Annotated in this window: 10 protein-coding genes; 6 read left to right on the top strand and 4 right to left on the bottom strand. The window is 68.7% G+C overall.

Annotated elements, in window-relative coordinates; all coding sequences use genetic code 11:
- Positions 1–190 precede the first annotated feature (190 nt).
- From ABKA17_RS42390 to ABKA17_RS42405, 4 genes are all read left to right on the top strand, one after another.
- Positions 191–1501 (top strand): extracellular solute-binding protein, encoded by a 1311-nt coding sequence (locus tag ABKA17_RS42390; RefSeq protein WP_353697755.1) that lies wholly within the window; start codon positions 191–193, stop codon positions 1499–1501.
- Positions 1502–1602: 101 nt separating this feature from the next.
- On the top strand, positions 1603–2574 hold the full coding sequence (locus ABKA17_RS42395) for a carbohydrate ABC transporter permease (RefSeq protein ID WP_502994532.1): 972 nt from the start codon (positions 1603–1605) through the stop codon (positions 2572–2574).
- Positions 2575–2587: 13 nt separating this feature from the next.
- Positions 2588–3529 carry a carbohydrate ABC transporter permease gene (locus ABKA17_RS42400; protein WP_353697756.1) on the top strand — a complete coding sequence of 314 codons (942 nt, stop codon included), beginning with the start codon at positions 2588–2590 and terminating at the stop codon, positions 3527–3529.
- Between the two features lie 91 nt (positions 3530–3620).
- Positions 3621–5060: a GH1 family beta-glucosidase gene (locus tag ABKA17_RS42405; protein WP_353697757.1), complete on the top strand. Its 1440-nt coding sequence runs from the start codon at positions 3621–3623 to the stop codon at positions 5058–5060.
- Between the two features lie 691 nt (positions 5061–5751).
- Here ABKA17_RS42405 and ABKA17_RS42410 read toward each other — a convergent pair.
- Complete coding sequence (locus ABKA17_RS42410; RefSeq protein WP_353697758.1) at positions 5752–7140, bottom strand: M1 family metallopeptidase; 1389 nt, start codon at positions 7138–7140, stop codon at positions 5752–5754.
- Between the two features lie 206 nt (positions 7141–7346).
- A complete protein-coding gene (locus ABKA17_RS42415; protein ID WP_502994536.1) occupies positions 7347–8312 on the bottom strand; it encodes an AraC family transcriptional regulator in 966 nt (321 codons plus the stop codon).
- A gap of 114 nt (positions 8313–8426) precedes the next feature.
- Between ABKA17_RS42415 and ABKA17_RS42420 the strand changes: the two genes are divergently transcribed.
- Positions 8427–9107 carry an NAD(P)H oxidoreductase gene (locus ABKA17_RS42420; RefSeq protein ID WP_353697759.1) on the top strand — a complete coding sequence of 227 codons (681 nt, stop codon included), beginning with the start codon at positions 8427–8429 and terminating at the stop codon, positions 9105–9107.
- A 197-nt stretch (positions 9108–9304) separates the two neighbouring features.
- Positions 9305–9715 carry a PPOX class F420-dependent oxidoreductase gene (locus tag ABKA17_RS42425; protein ID WP_353697760.1) on the top strand — a complete coding sequence of 137 codons (411 nt, stop codon included), beginning with the start codon at positions 9305–9307 and terminating at the stop codon, positions 9713–9715.
- Between the two features lie 635 nt (positions 9716–10350).
- On the opposite strand, the gene ABKA17_RS42430 is transcribed toward ABKA17_RS42425, so the two are convergent.
- Entirely contained in the window at positions 10351–11796 is a 1446-nt protein-coding gene (locus ABKA17_RS42430; protein ID WP_353697761.1) for a polysaccharide deacetylase family protein, read from the bottom strand.
- 169 nt (positions 11797–11965) lie between these two features.
- Positions 11966–15730: an nSTAND1 domain-containing NTPase gene (locus tag ABKA17_RS42435; protein ID WP_353697762.1), complete on the bottom strand. Its 3765-nt coding sequence runs from the start codon at positions 15728–15730 to the stop codon at positions 11966–11968.
- Positions 15731–15746 lie beyond the last annotated feature (16 nt).

Here is a 15746-nt window from a genome sequence, read left to right on the forward strand (position 1 = left end):
GCGACATCTCTCCGCAACGAAGTGGATTCAACTTCTTGACAGACCCCTTCCGGGGCGGCGAGGCTGCGGGCTCCTGAGTGGGCACGTTCCCACCACCAAATGGGAACGTACCCACCGAACAAATCGTGCCTTCGGAGCGGACCGCAGGGCGCGATCTCCGGTGCGTCAGCGCCGCCGCTAGGAGGATGAAATGAACAAGTTCCGAAGCGTCTTGCGTACGAAAGTCGTGGCCGCCGTGTCGGTCGCCTCGGCTCTCGGTCTGGTCGTGGGCTGCGGGGGCAGCGACGGAGGCACCGGTGGGGGCAAGAAGGACGGCAAGGTCACCATCACCATGGGGCTCTTCGGCGTCATGGGCTTCAAGGAGACCGGCCTGCTCGACAAGTACATGAAGGAACACCCGAACGTCATCATCAAGGCGGACGTCGCGGGCGACGAACAGACCTACTACACCGCCCTGCAGACCCACCTGGCCGCCGGCAGCGGACTGAAGGACATTCAGGGCATAGAAATTGGTAGGGCCAAGGAACTGTCCGACACCCAGAAGGACAAGTTCGTCGACCTCGCCGGAGTGGCCGGGACGGACCACTTCCTTCCGTGGAAGCAGAGCCAGGTCACCACCACCGACAACAAGGTCATCGGCCTCGGCACCGACATCGGCCCCATGGCCGTCTGCTACCGCAAGGACCTCTTCGAGCAGGCCGGCCTGCCCACCGACCGCGACGAGGTCGCCAAGCTGTGGGAGGGCGACTGGTCGAAGTACGTCACCGCCGGCAAGCGGTTCAAGCAGGGCTCCAAGGACGACAAGGTCGCCTTCATGGACAGCTCCAGCGGACTGTTCAACGCCATGATCTACGGCAACTCCCAGCAGTTCTACGACAAGCAGGGCAAGCTGATCTACGCCACCAACCCGGTCGTGAAGGACGCGTGGAAGCTGGCCTCCGAAGCGGCCACGTCCGACCTGACGGCCAAACTCCGCCAGTTCCAGCCCGGTTGGGACCCCGGCCTGGCCAACAGCACGTTCGCCAGCACTGTTTGCCCGGCGTGGATGCTCGCGCACATCAGTGAGAAGGCGGGACCGAAGAACAAGGGCAAGTGGGATGTCGCCAAGGCGCCCAAGGGCGCCAACTGGGGCGGATCGTTCCTCGGGGTGATGGAAAAGAGCCCCGTCAAGAAGGAGGCGCAGGACCTCGTCGCCTGGCTCACCGCCCCCGAGCAGCAGGCCTACCTCTTCGAGAAGATCGGCAACTTCCCCTCATCGCAGACTGCGTTGGAGATGCCCGAAGTCGTCGATGCCACATCGGACTACTTCAGCGGCGCGCCCATCGGAAAGATCTTCGGCGCTGCGGCCCAGGAGATCCCCGACGAGCAGGTGCTCGGTCGCAAGGACGGCACCATCAAGGACATCTTCTCGCAGGGTCTGACCTTGATCGAGGCGCAGAACAAGAGCCCGAACGAGGCGTGGGAGACCACTGACGAGCGCATCGAGAAGGCCGCCGGCTGACCTGGGGCCCCTTTCCGCCGCCCGGCGCTCCCGCGCGTGACCCGCATGGGGGCGCCGGGCCCCTGCCCGCCTCTCCAACCCCCCAGGAAGGACGCCTTCCGGTGGCCATCTCCACCTCGACACCCCCCAAAGGTGCGCCCGGTATCGCAGCGGAGCGTCAGCGCCGCCGTACGCTGCTGCACCGCCTCGACGTCCGCGGCGCCCCGTACGCCTTCGTCGCCCCGTTCTTCATCGTCTTCGCCGCCTTCAGCTTCTACCCGCTCATCTACACCTCGTGGATCTCGCTTCACCGCGTCGAACTGTCGACCCTGAACCTCATGGAGTGGGTCGGTTTCGACAACTACACGGCGCTGTGGGAGGACGACCGCTTCTGGAACGCGCTGCTCAACACCTTCACCATCGGCGTTCTGTCGACCGTGCCGCAGCTGCTGATGGCGCTCGGACTGGCGCACCTTCTCAACTACCGGATGCGCGGGTCGACGTTCTTCCGCGTCGCCGCCCTGACGCCGTACGCCACCTCGGTCGGTGCAGCCGCCCTCGTGTTCACGATGCTCTTCGAACGCGACTTCGGCATGATCAACTGGATGTTGAGCCTCGTCGGCGTGGACAACCTCGACTGGGAGAACAACAAGTGGGCCGCGCAGACGGCGATTTCCTCCATCGTGATCTGGCGCTGGACCGGCTACAACGCGCTGCTCTACCTCGCCGCGATGCAGGCGATCCCGCGCGACCGCTACGAGGCCGCGGCCATCGACGGCGCCTCGCGGTGGCAGCAGTTCCTGAAGGTCACCGTTCCCGGTATCCGTTCCACCATCGTGTTCACCATCGTGCTGTCCACGATCGGCGCCACGCAGCTCTTCGGTGAACCCCTGATCTTCGGCCAGGGCCCGAACGGCATCACGGGGGGAGCCGACAACCAGTACCAGACGCTGGGTCTGCTGCTGTACGAGGAGGGCTGGAAGAACTACCAGATGGGGCGGGCCGCCACGGTCGCCTGGGCGATGTTCTTGCTGCTCATCGTCGTGTTCGTCGTCCAACGCATCGTCAAGCGCTTCACCACGCGCAGGACCTGACCGGGAGATCTTCATGACCACAGACAGCATCCCGGCCCGGGCGACGGACGCACCTGCGGGGGCCGTGCGCAAGACCCGCAAGTCCACCCCGCCCGGTGGACGGCCACTGCGACTGTTCCGGCACCCTGGTGCCGGACGCCAGCACCACGCGGGACCCGTCGCCTACATCCTGCTGGGGCTCGCGGCGCTCGTCTCACTGTTCCCGCTGTACTGGACGATGGTGGCGGCCTCGACCGACAACACGCGCGTCACCCAGACACCTCCGCCCTTCCTGCCGGGACCCCATCTGCTGGAGAACCTCGGCAAGGCCTGGCAGGACGCCGCGCTGGGCAAGGCCATGCTCAACAGCCTGATCGTGGCCGGTGTGATCGCCCTGTCCACGGTCCTGTTCGCCACCCTCGCCGGCTTCGCGTTCGCCAAACTCCGCTTCAAGGGCCGCAACGTCCTGCTGATGCTCGTGATCGGCACGATGATGGTGCCGCCGCAACTGGGCGTCGTACCGCTGTTCATGATGATGACGGAACTGGGCTGGGGCCAGAAACTGCCCGCCGTCATCTTCCCCACCCTCGTCAGCGCCGTCGGCGTGTTCTTCATGCGGCAGTACCTGTCAGAAGCGCTGCCCGACGAACTCGTCGAGGCCGGACGAGTGGACGGCGCGCACTCCCTGCGCATCTTCTGGAGCATCGTGCTGCCGATCGCCCGGGCTCCCATGGCCGTACTGTTCATGATCACGTTCGTGCACGCGTGGAACGACTTCTTCTGGCCCTTCATCGTGCTCGACATGACCAACCCCACGGTGCCCGTCGCCCTCACCCAGCTCAGCGCGGGCTATGTGCGCGATCAGTCGCTGATCATGGCGGGCGCACTGCTCGGCACGCTGCCTCTGCTCGCCCTGTTCATCGTCTTCGGCCGCCAGATCGTCGGCGGAATCATGCAAGGCGCGGTCAAGGGGTGAAGTCCGCACCGTCCCTTTGCTGCCGCGGTTCATCGACGCCCCTTTCCCCACTTCGCCCCTCCCTGCCCGCACATCATCTGGAAGGACCCACGTGAGCACCGCAACCCGACGCCTCGCGCCCGCCCCGGAGACCAGCACCGTCCGCACCTTCCCACCGGGATTCACCTGGGGCACGGCGACCGCCGCCTACCAGATCGAGGGTGCCGCCTCCGCGGACGGACGCACTCCTTCGATCTGGGACACCTACTCGCACACCCCCGGCAGGGTGCGCAACGGTGACACCGGCGACGTCGCCACCGACCACTACCACCGCTGGCGCGAGGACGTCGAGATCATGGCCGACCTCGGAGTGAGCGCGTACCGCTTCTCACTGTCCTGGTCGCGCGTACAGCCGACCGGCCGCGGCCCGGCCGTCGAAAAGGGACTCGACTTCTATCGCGCCCTCACCGACGCACTGCTGGAAAAGGGCATCGAACCGGTAGTCACGCTGTATCACTGGGACCTGCCGCAGGAGCTGGAGGACGCCGGCGGTTGGCCCGAGCGTGCCACCAGTGACCGGTTCGCCGACTACGCGGCCCTGGCGGCTCGGGCGCTGGGAGACCGGGTGAAGACCTGGATCACCCTTAACGAGCCCTGGTGCAGCGCCTTCCTCGGATACGGCTCCGGCGTCCACGCGCCCGGCCGCACGGACCCGGTCGCGGCCCTGCGCGCGGCGCACCACCTCAACCTCGCCCACGGCAAAGCCGTACAGGCGCTGCGCGCCGAACTGCCCGCACGCGCGCAGGCATCCATCACCCTCAACATCCACCACGTCCGCGCGTTGACCGATGCGGCCGAGGACGTCGACGCGGCCCGGCGGATCGACGCCCTGGCCAACCGTGTCTTCACCGGCCCACTCCTGCAAGGCCAATACCCCCAAGACCTCTTCCAGGACACGGCGAGCCTGACCGACTGGTCCTTCGTACGGGACGGCGACACCGCCACCATCCACCAGCCGCTGGACTTCCTGGGCGTCAACTACTACACGCCGACGCTCGTCTCCACGGCCACCGGCGAGGCCAGTCACGGTTCCGACGGCCACGGCGTGAGCGAGCACAGCCCGTGGCCCGGAGCCGACAACGTCGCCTTCCACCGTCCGCCGGGCAGCACCACGGCGATGGGCTGGGCGGTCGACCCCAGCGGCCTGTACGACCTGCTGACCCGTCTCAAAGCGGATTTCCCCGCGATGCCCCTCATGATCACGGAGAACGGGGCCGCCTTCGACGACTACGTCAACCCGGAGGGCGAGGTGGTCGACCCCGAGCGCATCGCCTACCTCCACGGCCACCTGTCGGCCGTCCACCAGGCGATCAAGGCCGGTGTCGATGTCCGGGGCTACTTCCTGTGGTCCCTGCTGGACAACTTCGAGTGGGGTTACGGCTACAGCAAGCGCTTCGGTGCGGTCTACGTCGACTACCCGACCGGCAAGCGCATCCCCAAGTCCAGCGCGCGATGGTACGCCGAGGTGGTCCGTACCGGCGGCCTGCCGTAGGGGCGCGGCTGGAACCGGTGAGGGCCGGGAGCCGCATGCCCGCCCGATGCGCTCAGAGCCTGGCCGCAGATGCACAGGGGCGGCCGCCGGCGAGTGGCGGAGGAAGTCCGAGTCGAGGATCGTCTTCGGGACGAAGATCGAGAGGATGGATGTCATCGGGTGATGCTGGCGGGATGGAAAGTCGGCAGGGCCTTGTCAGGCTTGAGTTGTGGGCCAATCGTCAACCTGCTTGGGCGGGTTCGGCGTGCTCGCCACGGTCGACGCCACGGCGGTAGACGGCGAGCGCCTCGTCCTCAGTGCTGGTGACGCGAGTTCACCGCAGAGGGCCGGGCCTGGACAAGCACCGTGGTAACTGGTGCAGGTGCGCTGGGTGCACCGGCATGGCCCGTCGGCACGACGCAGGAGTGGGCGAGGCTTGTTCGGCGCCGCCGGGGCCTCGCTCCTCACCGGCCATAGCTGCGCAGCTGTCAGGGGCGCCCCGTCTCAGAGCGTCGTGGGCGGGCGCGAGCGGGCCCTGTGAGTCTGACCGGTGATACCTGCCGGTCGCGTCGGCGTCCGAACGGTCCAGCCGATGTGCCTCAGGGAACGCTCGCGGAATCGGGCAGTTCAACACTGGCGAGTATGAAGACGGCTGCGGCCGGCACACACCGCGTCCCTGAGTGATGCGTCGGTATCGCGACGACCCGTCGACTCACCGAATGCGATGCTGCGCCCAGAAGGGGGCCAGGTCGAGGTCGGTCACGGACTGCGCGGCCTGCTTGAAGTCGGCGGTGGTGGAGATGCCGTACCAGTGGTCGTGGGCGTAGAGACGAAGGAGTCGCAGCATCGTGTCCGGTCCGATGGTGCGCTCCAGGTCGGCCAGGGCGCAGGGGCCGGCCGTGTAGACGAGGTGGTACTCGCCTGGATGCGTACTCCAGTAGGCCATCGAGTTGGTGATCGCGGCCTCCTCGCTCGGCCAGTACACCTCCGGCCAGCAGTCGCGTGTGTCCCAGCCGTAAAAACGTGCGTTGGCATACTGGGCGAAACTCTCGTCCAGCCAGGGTGAGCCGTACTCGTCGTTGCCCACGATGCCGTACCACCACTGGTGCGCCACTTCGTGGACGACGGCGCTGCCCTCCTCGGTGGTGCCCAGGAGGACCAGGCCGGGGTACTCCATACCGCCGCCGAAGTCCTTGGTCATCACCAGGTCGAGCTCGCCGTAGGGGTAGCGGCCGAACTCCTCGCCGAACCGGTCGACGGCCGCGACGCCGTCCTTGCGGCTGAGGCGTACACCGGCCGCGGGCGTGTTCGGCGCCCAGTACATCTTCACGCGCACACCATGTGGCGAGGTTTCCGTTGCCGTGCGGAACGGGCCCGCTGCCCATGCGAAGTCCCGGACCCGGTGCGCGGTGCTGTGTGTGACGGTACGACCTGGCCCGCCGGGACTGGTACGAGTGCGGCCCGTAGCCGGAACCTTGAGGGCTGAGGGGTGATCGAGGCGCACATGGAAGTCGCCGGCCAGGGCATAGAAGCTCTCGCCGGTCGACACGTATGGGTCGAGGTGCCATCCGTTCGTGTCGTGCACGGCGAGTACCGGCAGCGCGTTGCCCAGGAAGCGGAATGCGCCCTCGCGGCCGAAGCGGGCGTTGCGTTGGGGCACGGATATGGACACGTCGAAGGAGAGGGACGTCCGCTGGCCGCGTGCGAGGGGCTTCGGCAAAGTGATGCGCAGTTCGGTGCAGTTCTGGGTGAGCTGGTCGGCTGTGCCGCCGTGGAGGTTGGACACGTCGACCGGTTGCGGACTGCCGGGTGCGCCACACGTGTCCTCGCCATTGCCCCACAGGCGTACGTACACCTCGCGCAAGGGCCGGTCGGAGACATTGCTGAACGACACCCGCTGGCGGCCTGTCCAGTGGGAGCCGTCGACGTCGCTGCGCAGGGCCACGTCGTAGCGAAGCCGGTCGGGTGTCGCGGCATCTGCGCTGTCTGCCGGTGCCGGCGAGGCACTGGTGGCGCCTGTCGTCACCAGCACGGTGAGGGGGACAACGAGCAGACTCCGTACGGCCTTTGACCACCACGCACGTGCACGAGTCGATGGCATGACAGCGGATCATGCCACACCGGTCCGACAATCGGCAGTTGCCGTGCAGCCCTTTGTGGTGCCGTGTCAGCGGTGTCTACGCGGGGGTGATGGTGTCGGCCGGCGTTCGGCACGGATCGTGATCTCGCAGCCAAGATCCTCGATATCGACTGCTGTGCACTGCCCGAGCCCTTGGCCGCGGGACGACCAGTACCGCGAACGAGCGATCATGAACCGAGCCGGGAGGGACGTCGCGCCCTTTCAGGGGTTGTTGCGGCGCGGAAGGCGCTGGGGCTCACGCCCCGATGGCGTTTGAAGGCGGCACTGAAGCCGAAGGCATCCGCGTAGCCGACCGACTTGGCGATCAGAGCGATGGAGGAGTCGGTGTCGGACAGGAGGGCCGCAGCCTCGTCCATACGGCATTCCGTGAGGTAGGCCAACGGTGGGCGACCCATCACCTCGGTGAAGCGTTTGGCGAACAGCGCCCGGGAGACACCGGATTCGGTGGCGAGCGTCTCTACCGTCCACCCCTTGGAGGGCCGGGCGTGGAACGCTTCCAGGGCCGGGGCGAGGACCGGGTCGGACAGTCCGCGATACCAGTGGGGGGCTTCTGGGCCCGCCCGGTCGAACCAGGTACGCAGCGTGCACACCAGGGCCCAGTCCAGCAGTCGGTCCATCAGCGCCTGGGAGCCGGCCGAGCGCAGGGCGGCATCGGCGGCGGCCGTCTCCAGCCAGGCGCAGACTTCTGTGTCCTCGTTGATCACGAGTACGGGCGGCAACGCACGGAGAAGCCGTTCATGGCGATGGCCTGAGGCACGGTAGGCGCCCACGATCAGCGCGGTTGCTCCGTCCGGTTCGTTGCCCCAACGGATGCCGCCGAGGTCTTGGGCAGTGCATTCGGCATCCGCTGCGAAGCATGCGATTTCGTACTCGATGTGTGGGCGGTCGAGGGTGGCCGGCTGGTCCACGAGGTGAAAGGTGTCGGGGCCTCGCACGATGACCGTGTCGCCGACGCCGACTGCTTGTTCGGCACCGTCGGGCAGCAACAGGACGCCGCCGCCCCGCAATACGGTGACCATCGTGAGCGGGGCGCCGTCGGCGAAGCGGATGCTCCAGGGTGCTTCCAGCACGGCGTGACTGACGACCGAGCCCTCGGCCCGGATGCCGCTGAGAAGCGTACTCAAAGGATCCACGGCTGAGATCGTAGACGAACTCCTATGCAGCGGAGCGTTTCTCCCATGGATCATCTAATTGATCACGGGTGTACTGGACTGGTCGAACTGACCGAGACCAGCCAGGAGAGACCCGTGTCGCACCGCAGCAGCGCTGCCAGGACCGCCCTTGTGGTCATCGCACATCATCGGACCGATTCCCTCACCGCGCACACCGCCCGCCGTACGGCCGCGCGACTCGAGACCGGCGGATACCGCGTCGACCTGCTCGACCTGCACGCCGAAGGGTTCGACCCGCGAATGAACGTGGCGGACCAGCCGGACTGGGGCAACCGGGAGAAGCCGTACTCGGACGAAGTACAGGCCCATATGCAGCGTGTTCTCGACGCCGATGTCGTCGTCGCCGTGTTCCCCGTGTACTGGCAGAGCGTGCCCGCCCTCCTCAAGGGCTGGATCGATCGTGTGTGGAACTACGGATTCGCCTACGGCCGCAGCAAGCCCCGCCTGGCGGGCAAACGCATGCTGTGGCTGGGCCTGGCCGGCGCCACCTCTGACGACCCCATCACCGAGGGAATGCAGACCGTGCTGGAGACCAACCTGAGCGAGGGCATCGCCTATTACTGCGGATTCTCCTACTCCTCCGTCGCCCTGCTCCCCGACGCCGAGGAGCGCCCGCAGCGCATTGACGCCGAGGGCAATCTGCTGATCGGCGACGCGGTTGCGGGAACCGAACGCGAGGCGCAGTACGCCGAGTTCGACAGCCGCGCGCGGAAGGCCCTGGAAGGGTTCCTTTCGGCGGAACTGGTGACGGCCTGAGTACGGGCGCGAGCTCTAGCGCCGCCGGTTGCCACGCGGACCCCACCTGATCGACACGACGGCTCGCATCGACGAAGCGGCGATGCGAGCCGTCGTCTCGCGGTCCGCGACCTTGGTCGGTAGGGAGCGTTGAGCGTGCGTATGGGCACGGGATATCTCGGTCGACACTGTCTGGAGGCCTGACTAGGGTCACGGGCGTGACGATTCAGTTGAACGATGCCGCCCGCAGGCTTCTTGACGATGTGAACCCCGCGGTATTGGCCACCGTCAACCCCGATGGCAGTCCGCAGAGTTCGGTGGTCTGGGTCGCCCGGGACGGCGATGAGCTGCTGCTCTCTTCGGCTGCCGGTCGCCGCAAGGTCACCAACGTGGAGCGCGACGGACGTGTCAGTCTGACGGTCTACGACCGGGCCGACCCGCTGCGATACCTGGAGGTGCGCGGCACCGCGACGGTGGTCGAGGACCTGGGCCGGGAGCTGGCCGTCGCTCTGGCCGAGCAGTATGAGGGGGCCGGTGCGGGGGAGGAGTACCTGGAACTGCCGACGGCGGTGGTGCGGGTGGTCATCAGGATCACCCCGCAGCGACTGGTCGGCACCTTCGCCGACTGACTGACCGTTCCCACGAACGTCTTCAGCGGATGTCGTCCCAGCCGTCCAGCTAAGAGCTCTGCACCGGCTCCACTCGAGCGGGTTCGCGATCGCTGTTGCCGGCCAGCGATTCCTGACCGAATGAGGCTTTCGGACCTCGGGAATGACGGTATGTCAGTTCTCGTTGAGGCTGGCCGAAGGGCGGAGCCAGTCGGACGAGGTAGACCGCTGCCGTTCCGTTTTTGGTAGAGCCAGTAGAACTACGGGTGGTGTCCGGCGCCGACGCTGGAGGCAGGCGTCCCCATCGCGGCTCGACCGAGGTCGATTCCGGGTGCTGTCAGCTGGTTCACAGCCTGATCAACGCCGTCTGACCTGGGCCGACTCGGACCAAAACAGAAGACGAATGCCTCAGACTGACTCCGAGCAGCTCGGTTCGAATCGGGGTCGAATCAGAGGGGTTTCCTCTGACTGCCTCCGGTCGCCTCTGCTACCCGACCTGGCAGGTCACAACCGATGCGCCCACGAAAGTGCAGGTCAGGAAGGTGCTCCAGGAATACCCGGCGTACAGCCCGACCCGTCTGCCATTAGAGGCTTGACCTGGGGTCATGCTGTGCGTAGCCCCTCTTTTCGGGCAGAGCCCGCCTGGCTGAGTGCGCTCAGAGGGTGGCGCGCAAGTGGCTGACGGTGACGAAGTGGTAGCCGCGGGCGGTCAGGGTGCGCAGGATCTCGGGGACCGCCGCGACCGAGGTGGGATGGATGTCGTGCATGAGGACGACACTGTTGCGCTGCGCCTTGTCGATGACGGTCCGGGCGACCTTGTCGGCGTCGCGGTACTTCCAGTCCTCGGTGTCCACGTCCCACAGCACGGGCGAGAGCGTGGTCGTGGCCTTCACCTGGGCGTTGACCGCACCGTAGGGCGGCCGGAAGAGGGTGGGGGCCTTGCCGGTGGCGGCTTTGATGGCGGCGCTGGTGCGGTTGAGCTGGGAGGCGACCTGCTCGGGGGTGAGCTTGGTGAGATCGGGGTGGTTCCAGGAGTGGTTGCCGACCTCGTGTCCGGCGCGGGCCTCGGCGCGGACCAGCTCGGGGTGGGCGGCGACGTTCTGGCCGACGGTGAAGAAGGTGACGCGCGCCTTGTACTGCGCCAGGGAGGTCAGCAAGGTCGCGGTCTCCGGCGCCGCCGGTCCGTCGTCGAAGGTCAGCGCGATGCACGTGACCTTTTTGCAGTCGGTGTCGTCGTCGCCGGAGGCGGTGTGGGTGGGGACGGCCGGTGTGGGGATGTGCTCCGCGCCCAGGTCGAGCGAACGGTCGGGCGTCATGGTCTGCCGCTGGACACGCTGGCCGAACCCGGAGAGCCAGGGGGTGATCATCTTCTTGGGGAAGGTCACCATGTAGGTCCCGGCGGCCGGGGCACCTACCTCGCCGCGGTCGAGAGTCACTCGCAGTCCGCCGCTGGTGGTGAAGGCCATGTCGTCCAGGGCGGCGGTGCGGGAGGCCGGGTCGGAGAACGTGGTGTCGAGGGCGGCGGCGTCGATGCCTTCGCGCCCCTTGAGCTGATCCTTCAACGCTGCGATGAAGTCGTCCTGGGAGCCGTCGGCGACGAGGCCGAGAGCCTTGCGGGAGGCGCCGGCCTTGCCGTCGTACCAGTAGGTGCTGGTCGACAGCCCGGACCCGGCGCCACTGTGGTCCTGGGTGCTGAGCCGGACGCCCAGGACGTCGCCGGAGGCGACCAGGAACTGATGGCTGACGTTGAGCTCGCGGCCCTCCGCGCCGCCCGAGCCTCCGTTGCAGACCCCCGAGCGGAACCCGGCCAGGCGCTCCTCCACGTCCTTCTTCATCGCGGCCGTCATCGCCTCCGCCCCGGGCACGTCCGGATAGCTCGCCGCGAAGGGGCAGGAGCTCTGCTCGCTGCTGTCGCTGACGATCTCCAGGCCCTTGATCTTCGACGGGTCGACGCTGCGGACCGGCGAGGCGGTGGGGGCGGCCCCGGGCCGGGCGTCGGCGGATGACGTACCCGAGGAGGCGTCCGATCCGGACGAGCAGGCCGCCGTGAGGGAGAGGGCGCTGAGCAGAACGAGCGAGGTGGCGAGGGTGCGAGTGCGCATGAGACCAGAACCTGACTGACCAGAGGGAGGAGGAGATGTCCGGACGCCGCCGGCGGGGCGCCGCGGTCGTTCTGGTCACTGATCGTGCAGGTCAGAGGAGTTTTTCAGCGACGTACAGAGCCACTCTGAACAATTCGACCACCAAGAATTTCTTCCTGTTTCAGTCACTTCATCCGCTTTTGGCGCACGGGTTCTCGTACGGGGCGTCAGGGACATAGGTCCGCCACTGCGCCTCGGTCAGCCCTCCGCCGGTACGGGCGCAGATGGTGCGGACGGCCTGGTCCGGTGCGATGGGGAGACGTTGGAGCGGTACGTACGGGCTGCTGACGTAGACCGTGCCGCCGTCCTCGGCGAAGGCGAGGGAGCGGATCTCGTCGCCGGACGTGGGCAGGTCCGTCCCGAGGAGCTGCTGTCCCGCGGTGTCCCACAGCCGCAGGGTCCCGTTCGTGCCGCCCACGGCCAGTGTGCCGCCGTCGGAGGAGAAGGCGAGCGCACCCACCGCCTCCGGCTCGCCCTGGGATGCCGTGTCGGAGGTACCGGTCAGCGCACCTGTACGGTGCCGGACCTCGCCGTCCCACAGCGTGACGTGCCCGGTGGAGTCACCGACGGCGAGCCGGGTTCCGTCGTGGCTGAACGCCAGCGCGGTGACCTCCCGGCCGTCGGCGAGCGCGCGCCCGGTGACGTCTCCGGTTCCCGGATCGGCGTACTGATCGTCCGAGCTCACGAGCAGACCCCCGTCCGGCCGTACGGCCAGTTCCTCCCCGGAGAGACCACGCACGACACCGGACCGCCGGTGGTCGCGGGTGTCCCAGACCTCCGTCGTGTTGTTGCCGGCGGTGGCGCGGACGACCAGCAGCGTGAGGCCGTCGGGACCCAGGGCGAGGGCGATGGCCGGGCGGTCGGCCGCGCCGGAGGTCTCGAGGACCGTACGCACCCGGTGCGTCCGTACATCCCACACGGTGGAGCGCAGCCGCAGCGAACCGTGCGAGGACACGGTGTCGGCGACGGCCAGCGAGCCGCCGTCCGGGCTGAAGGCGAGCCGGGGGACGTCGTCGTCGGACATGCTCGGCAGCGCGCCGAGCATCGCGCGGGCCCGGACGCCACCCGTGCGCGTGGAACGCAGCTCGAGACGGTAGCCGCTGCCGGACCGGGTGACGGTGGCCAGGGCGGCGCCGTCCGGGCTGAGCACGCTCGCGTCGGCCGGAGTGCTCTGCCACCGCGGGGTGAGGCGGTCGGCCAGGTCGAAGGTGTGGACCGTGGCGCCGTCGAGGTAGCGCAGGAGACGAGGTTCGCGCGGGTCCCAGGTCAGGCCGGCGGCCTCGTCCTTGGAGAGCGGTCGGCGGAAGACCTGGGTGCCACCGGTGGCCAGTCGCCACACGGCGAGTTCGTGGTCGTCCGCCGTGGCCAGGAACTCGCCGTCGGGGGAGAGCGCGGCCTGTGTGAAGCCGGTGGCCCCGCCACTGCCGAAGTCGGCGAGCGCGCGTCCGCCGGGCACGTCCCAGATCATGGCACGCGTGCCGTAGGCGGCGGCCAGCCGCCTGCCGTCCGCGCTGAATCCCAGCAGACGCGAGCCACCGTCCGCGCCGGAGCCGGTGCCGCACAGGGTCTTGTCCGCCTTCTCCCAGGCTCCCGGCAGCCGCTTGCCGGCGGTGGTGTCCCACAACTGGAGCGGCCCTTCGGCGGGACAGAGAGCGAGCAGACGGCCGCCCGGGCCGACGGCCGCCGAAGAGAGGGTGCGCGAGAGGTCGGTGCTGAAGAGGACCTTGCCGTCATCCGTCCGGTGCAGTCGGACCGCGCCCGGGCCGTCCGGCGGTCCGGTGAGATACGCGCTGCCATCGGGTGCGCGACCCTTCAGCGACGCTTCGCCCAGTTCGGCGGCGGATCTGCTCAGCGGGAGGTTCCACAGCTTTTCGCCTCCGTCCGGCCCGATGACGTCGAGGAACCGGGAGCCAGGACCGACGTCGCCCACCTCTGTCCCGCCCGGCAGGTGATAGGTGGCGGTGAGCCTGTGGGTGGCCACGTTCCAGGCGGTCACCGTGCTGCCGTCGATACTGAGCAGGGTCCGGCCGCCGTCGGTGAGGAAACGCCGGACGTCCTTTCCGGTCCGGGGGTCGGTGAAGGCATCGCGTTCCGGCTGTGCCAAGGCGCCCAGCAGCGCCGAGCGGGACTCGGTGAGCGGGGCGATCCGCCACGCTTCGACTCCGAGCAGGGCGGCGGTTCGCGGATCGGTCGAGCGCAGACTGTCGGCCACGGTGGCCAGGCGCCGGGCGGCGGCCTTGGCGGCCTCCGTCTCGCTCACCCGGTCGCGCTGCCAGGCCACCAGGCCGGCGGCCAGCGCGAGGACGAGGAACACGGACAGACCGACAGTCAGGGACCGCGTCCGTCGTGCGGTGCGGGTCTCGGCCTCCCGCTCCGTCTTCCGGGCCGTGAGGGAAGCGGTGAGGAAGGACCGCTCCAGGCCTGTGAGGTCGTCGTCCGATGGCTCAGGATCGTCGTCCGACGGCTCCAGCCGGTCCTCGTTCTCCGGCCGGGCGAACAGTTCCTCGGCCCGGTCCAGCCGTGTGCCCCGGTACAGCGCGCCGGGGTCGCGTCCCAGCTCCTCCCAGCCATGAGCCGCCTCGCCGAGCCGGCGCTGCGCGCGCAGTCGGTCCCGGCCCTCCTCGATCCACCCGGCGAGGCGCGGCCAGCCGGTGATCAGCGCCTCGTGTGCGAGCTCCACCGTGTCGCCGTCCAGGGTGACCAGACGGGCGGCGGCGAGGCGTTCCAGCACATCCCGCGCACCGCTGCCGAGTTCGGTGCGGGACGCCGGACGGCGCGTGTCGGCCGTGCCGTCGCCGGGTGCGATCAGCCGCAGCAGGATGCGCCGGGCGGCACGGCTCTGCTCCGCGGGCAGCCCTCCGTACACGCCCTCGGCGGTGGCGGCGATCGCACCTCGAACGCCGCCCGTCTCCTCGTATGCCGCGAGGGTCAGCAGCCGTCCCCGGCGGCGGTGCCAGGTCTCCAGCAGGGCGTGGGAGAGCATGGGCAGCGCACCGGGCTGGTCGACGACCTCGTCGATGATCCGGGCGGTGAGGGCGCGTTCCACGTTCAGGCCGGCGGCGGCGGCCGGGCCGGTGATCGCCTCGCGCAGCTCGTCCCGGCTCAGCGGCCCGACCAGGAGGCCGGCCCGGCTGACGGCCCCGGCCAGCTCACGGTGGTCGGCGCAGTGGCCGTAGAAGTCACCGCGGACCGCGATCACCACGCGCAGCCGGCTCTCCGGCCGTCGGGCCGAAAGCAGCAGGTCCAGGAACCGGTCGCGTTCCGCGCGGTCCGTGCAGAGGGTGAACAGCTCCTCGAACTGATCGACGATCACCCAGGTCTCCCCGTTGTCGTCGCGTGGGACGAGCGCCTTCTCGTGTGTGCGCGCGGGCCGATCCCCTGGGGTCAGCACGCGGATCACCGCTGGCCGCCGCGCACCCGCCGCCTGCCGCAACCCCGGGATCAGTCCCGCGCGCAGCAGCGACGACTTGCCGCTGCCCGACGGCCCGAAAACCGCCGCGAACCGGTGCTCACGCACAAGCTCCACCAGGTCGGCGACGAGCGTGTCCCGGCCGAAGAACAGATCGCTGTCGCCCGGCTCGAAACGGGCCAGCCCCCGGTACGGCGGTCTCTCGTCCGGCGCGGGCACCCGGACCTCGGTGTCCGCCTCCCGCCAACGCCGTTCCCACACCTCCGGGTCGGCGTCCAGCGCCTCGGCGTACGCCCGCACCACCGCCAGGGACGGCAGCTGATCGCCGGCGGCGGCCTGGGACATCGCGGTGACGGAGTAGCCCGCCCGCTGGGCCATCTCCCGGTACGGCGGCTTCCCGGCCTTCTCCCGAAGGACCCGCAGATCGTGCGCGAACCGCTGGACGGGGCCGGCGTTGGGGTCGACCGGCTTCTCACGTCGTCCCACCGGGACACCTTTCACC

It is taken from the genome of Streptomyces sp. RG80, from assembly GCF_040446465.1.
Taxonomy (GTDB): Bacteria; Actinomycetota; Actinomycetes; order Streptomycetales; family Streptomycetaceae; genus Streptomyces.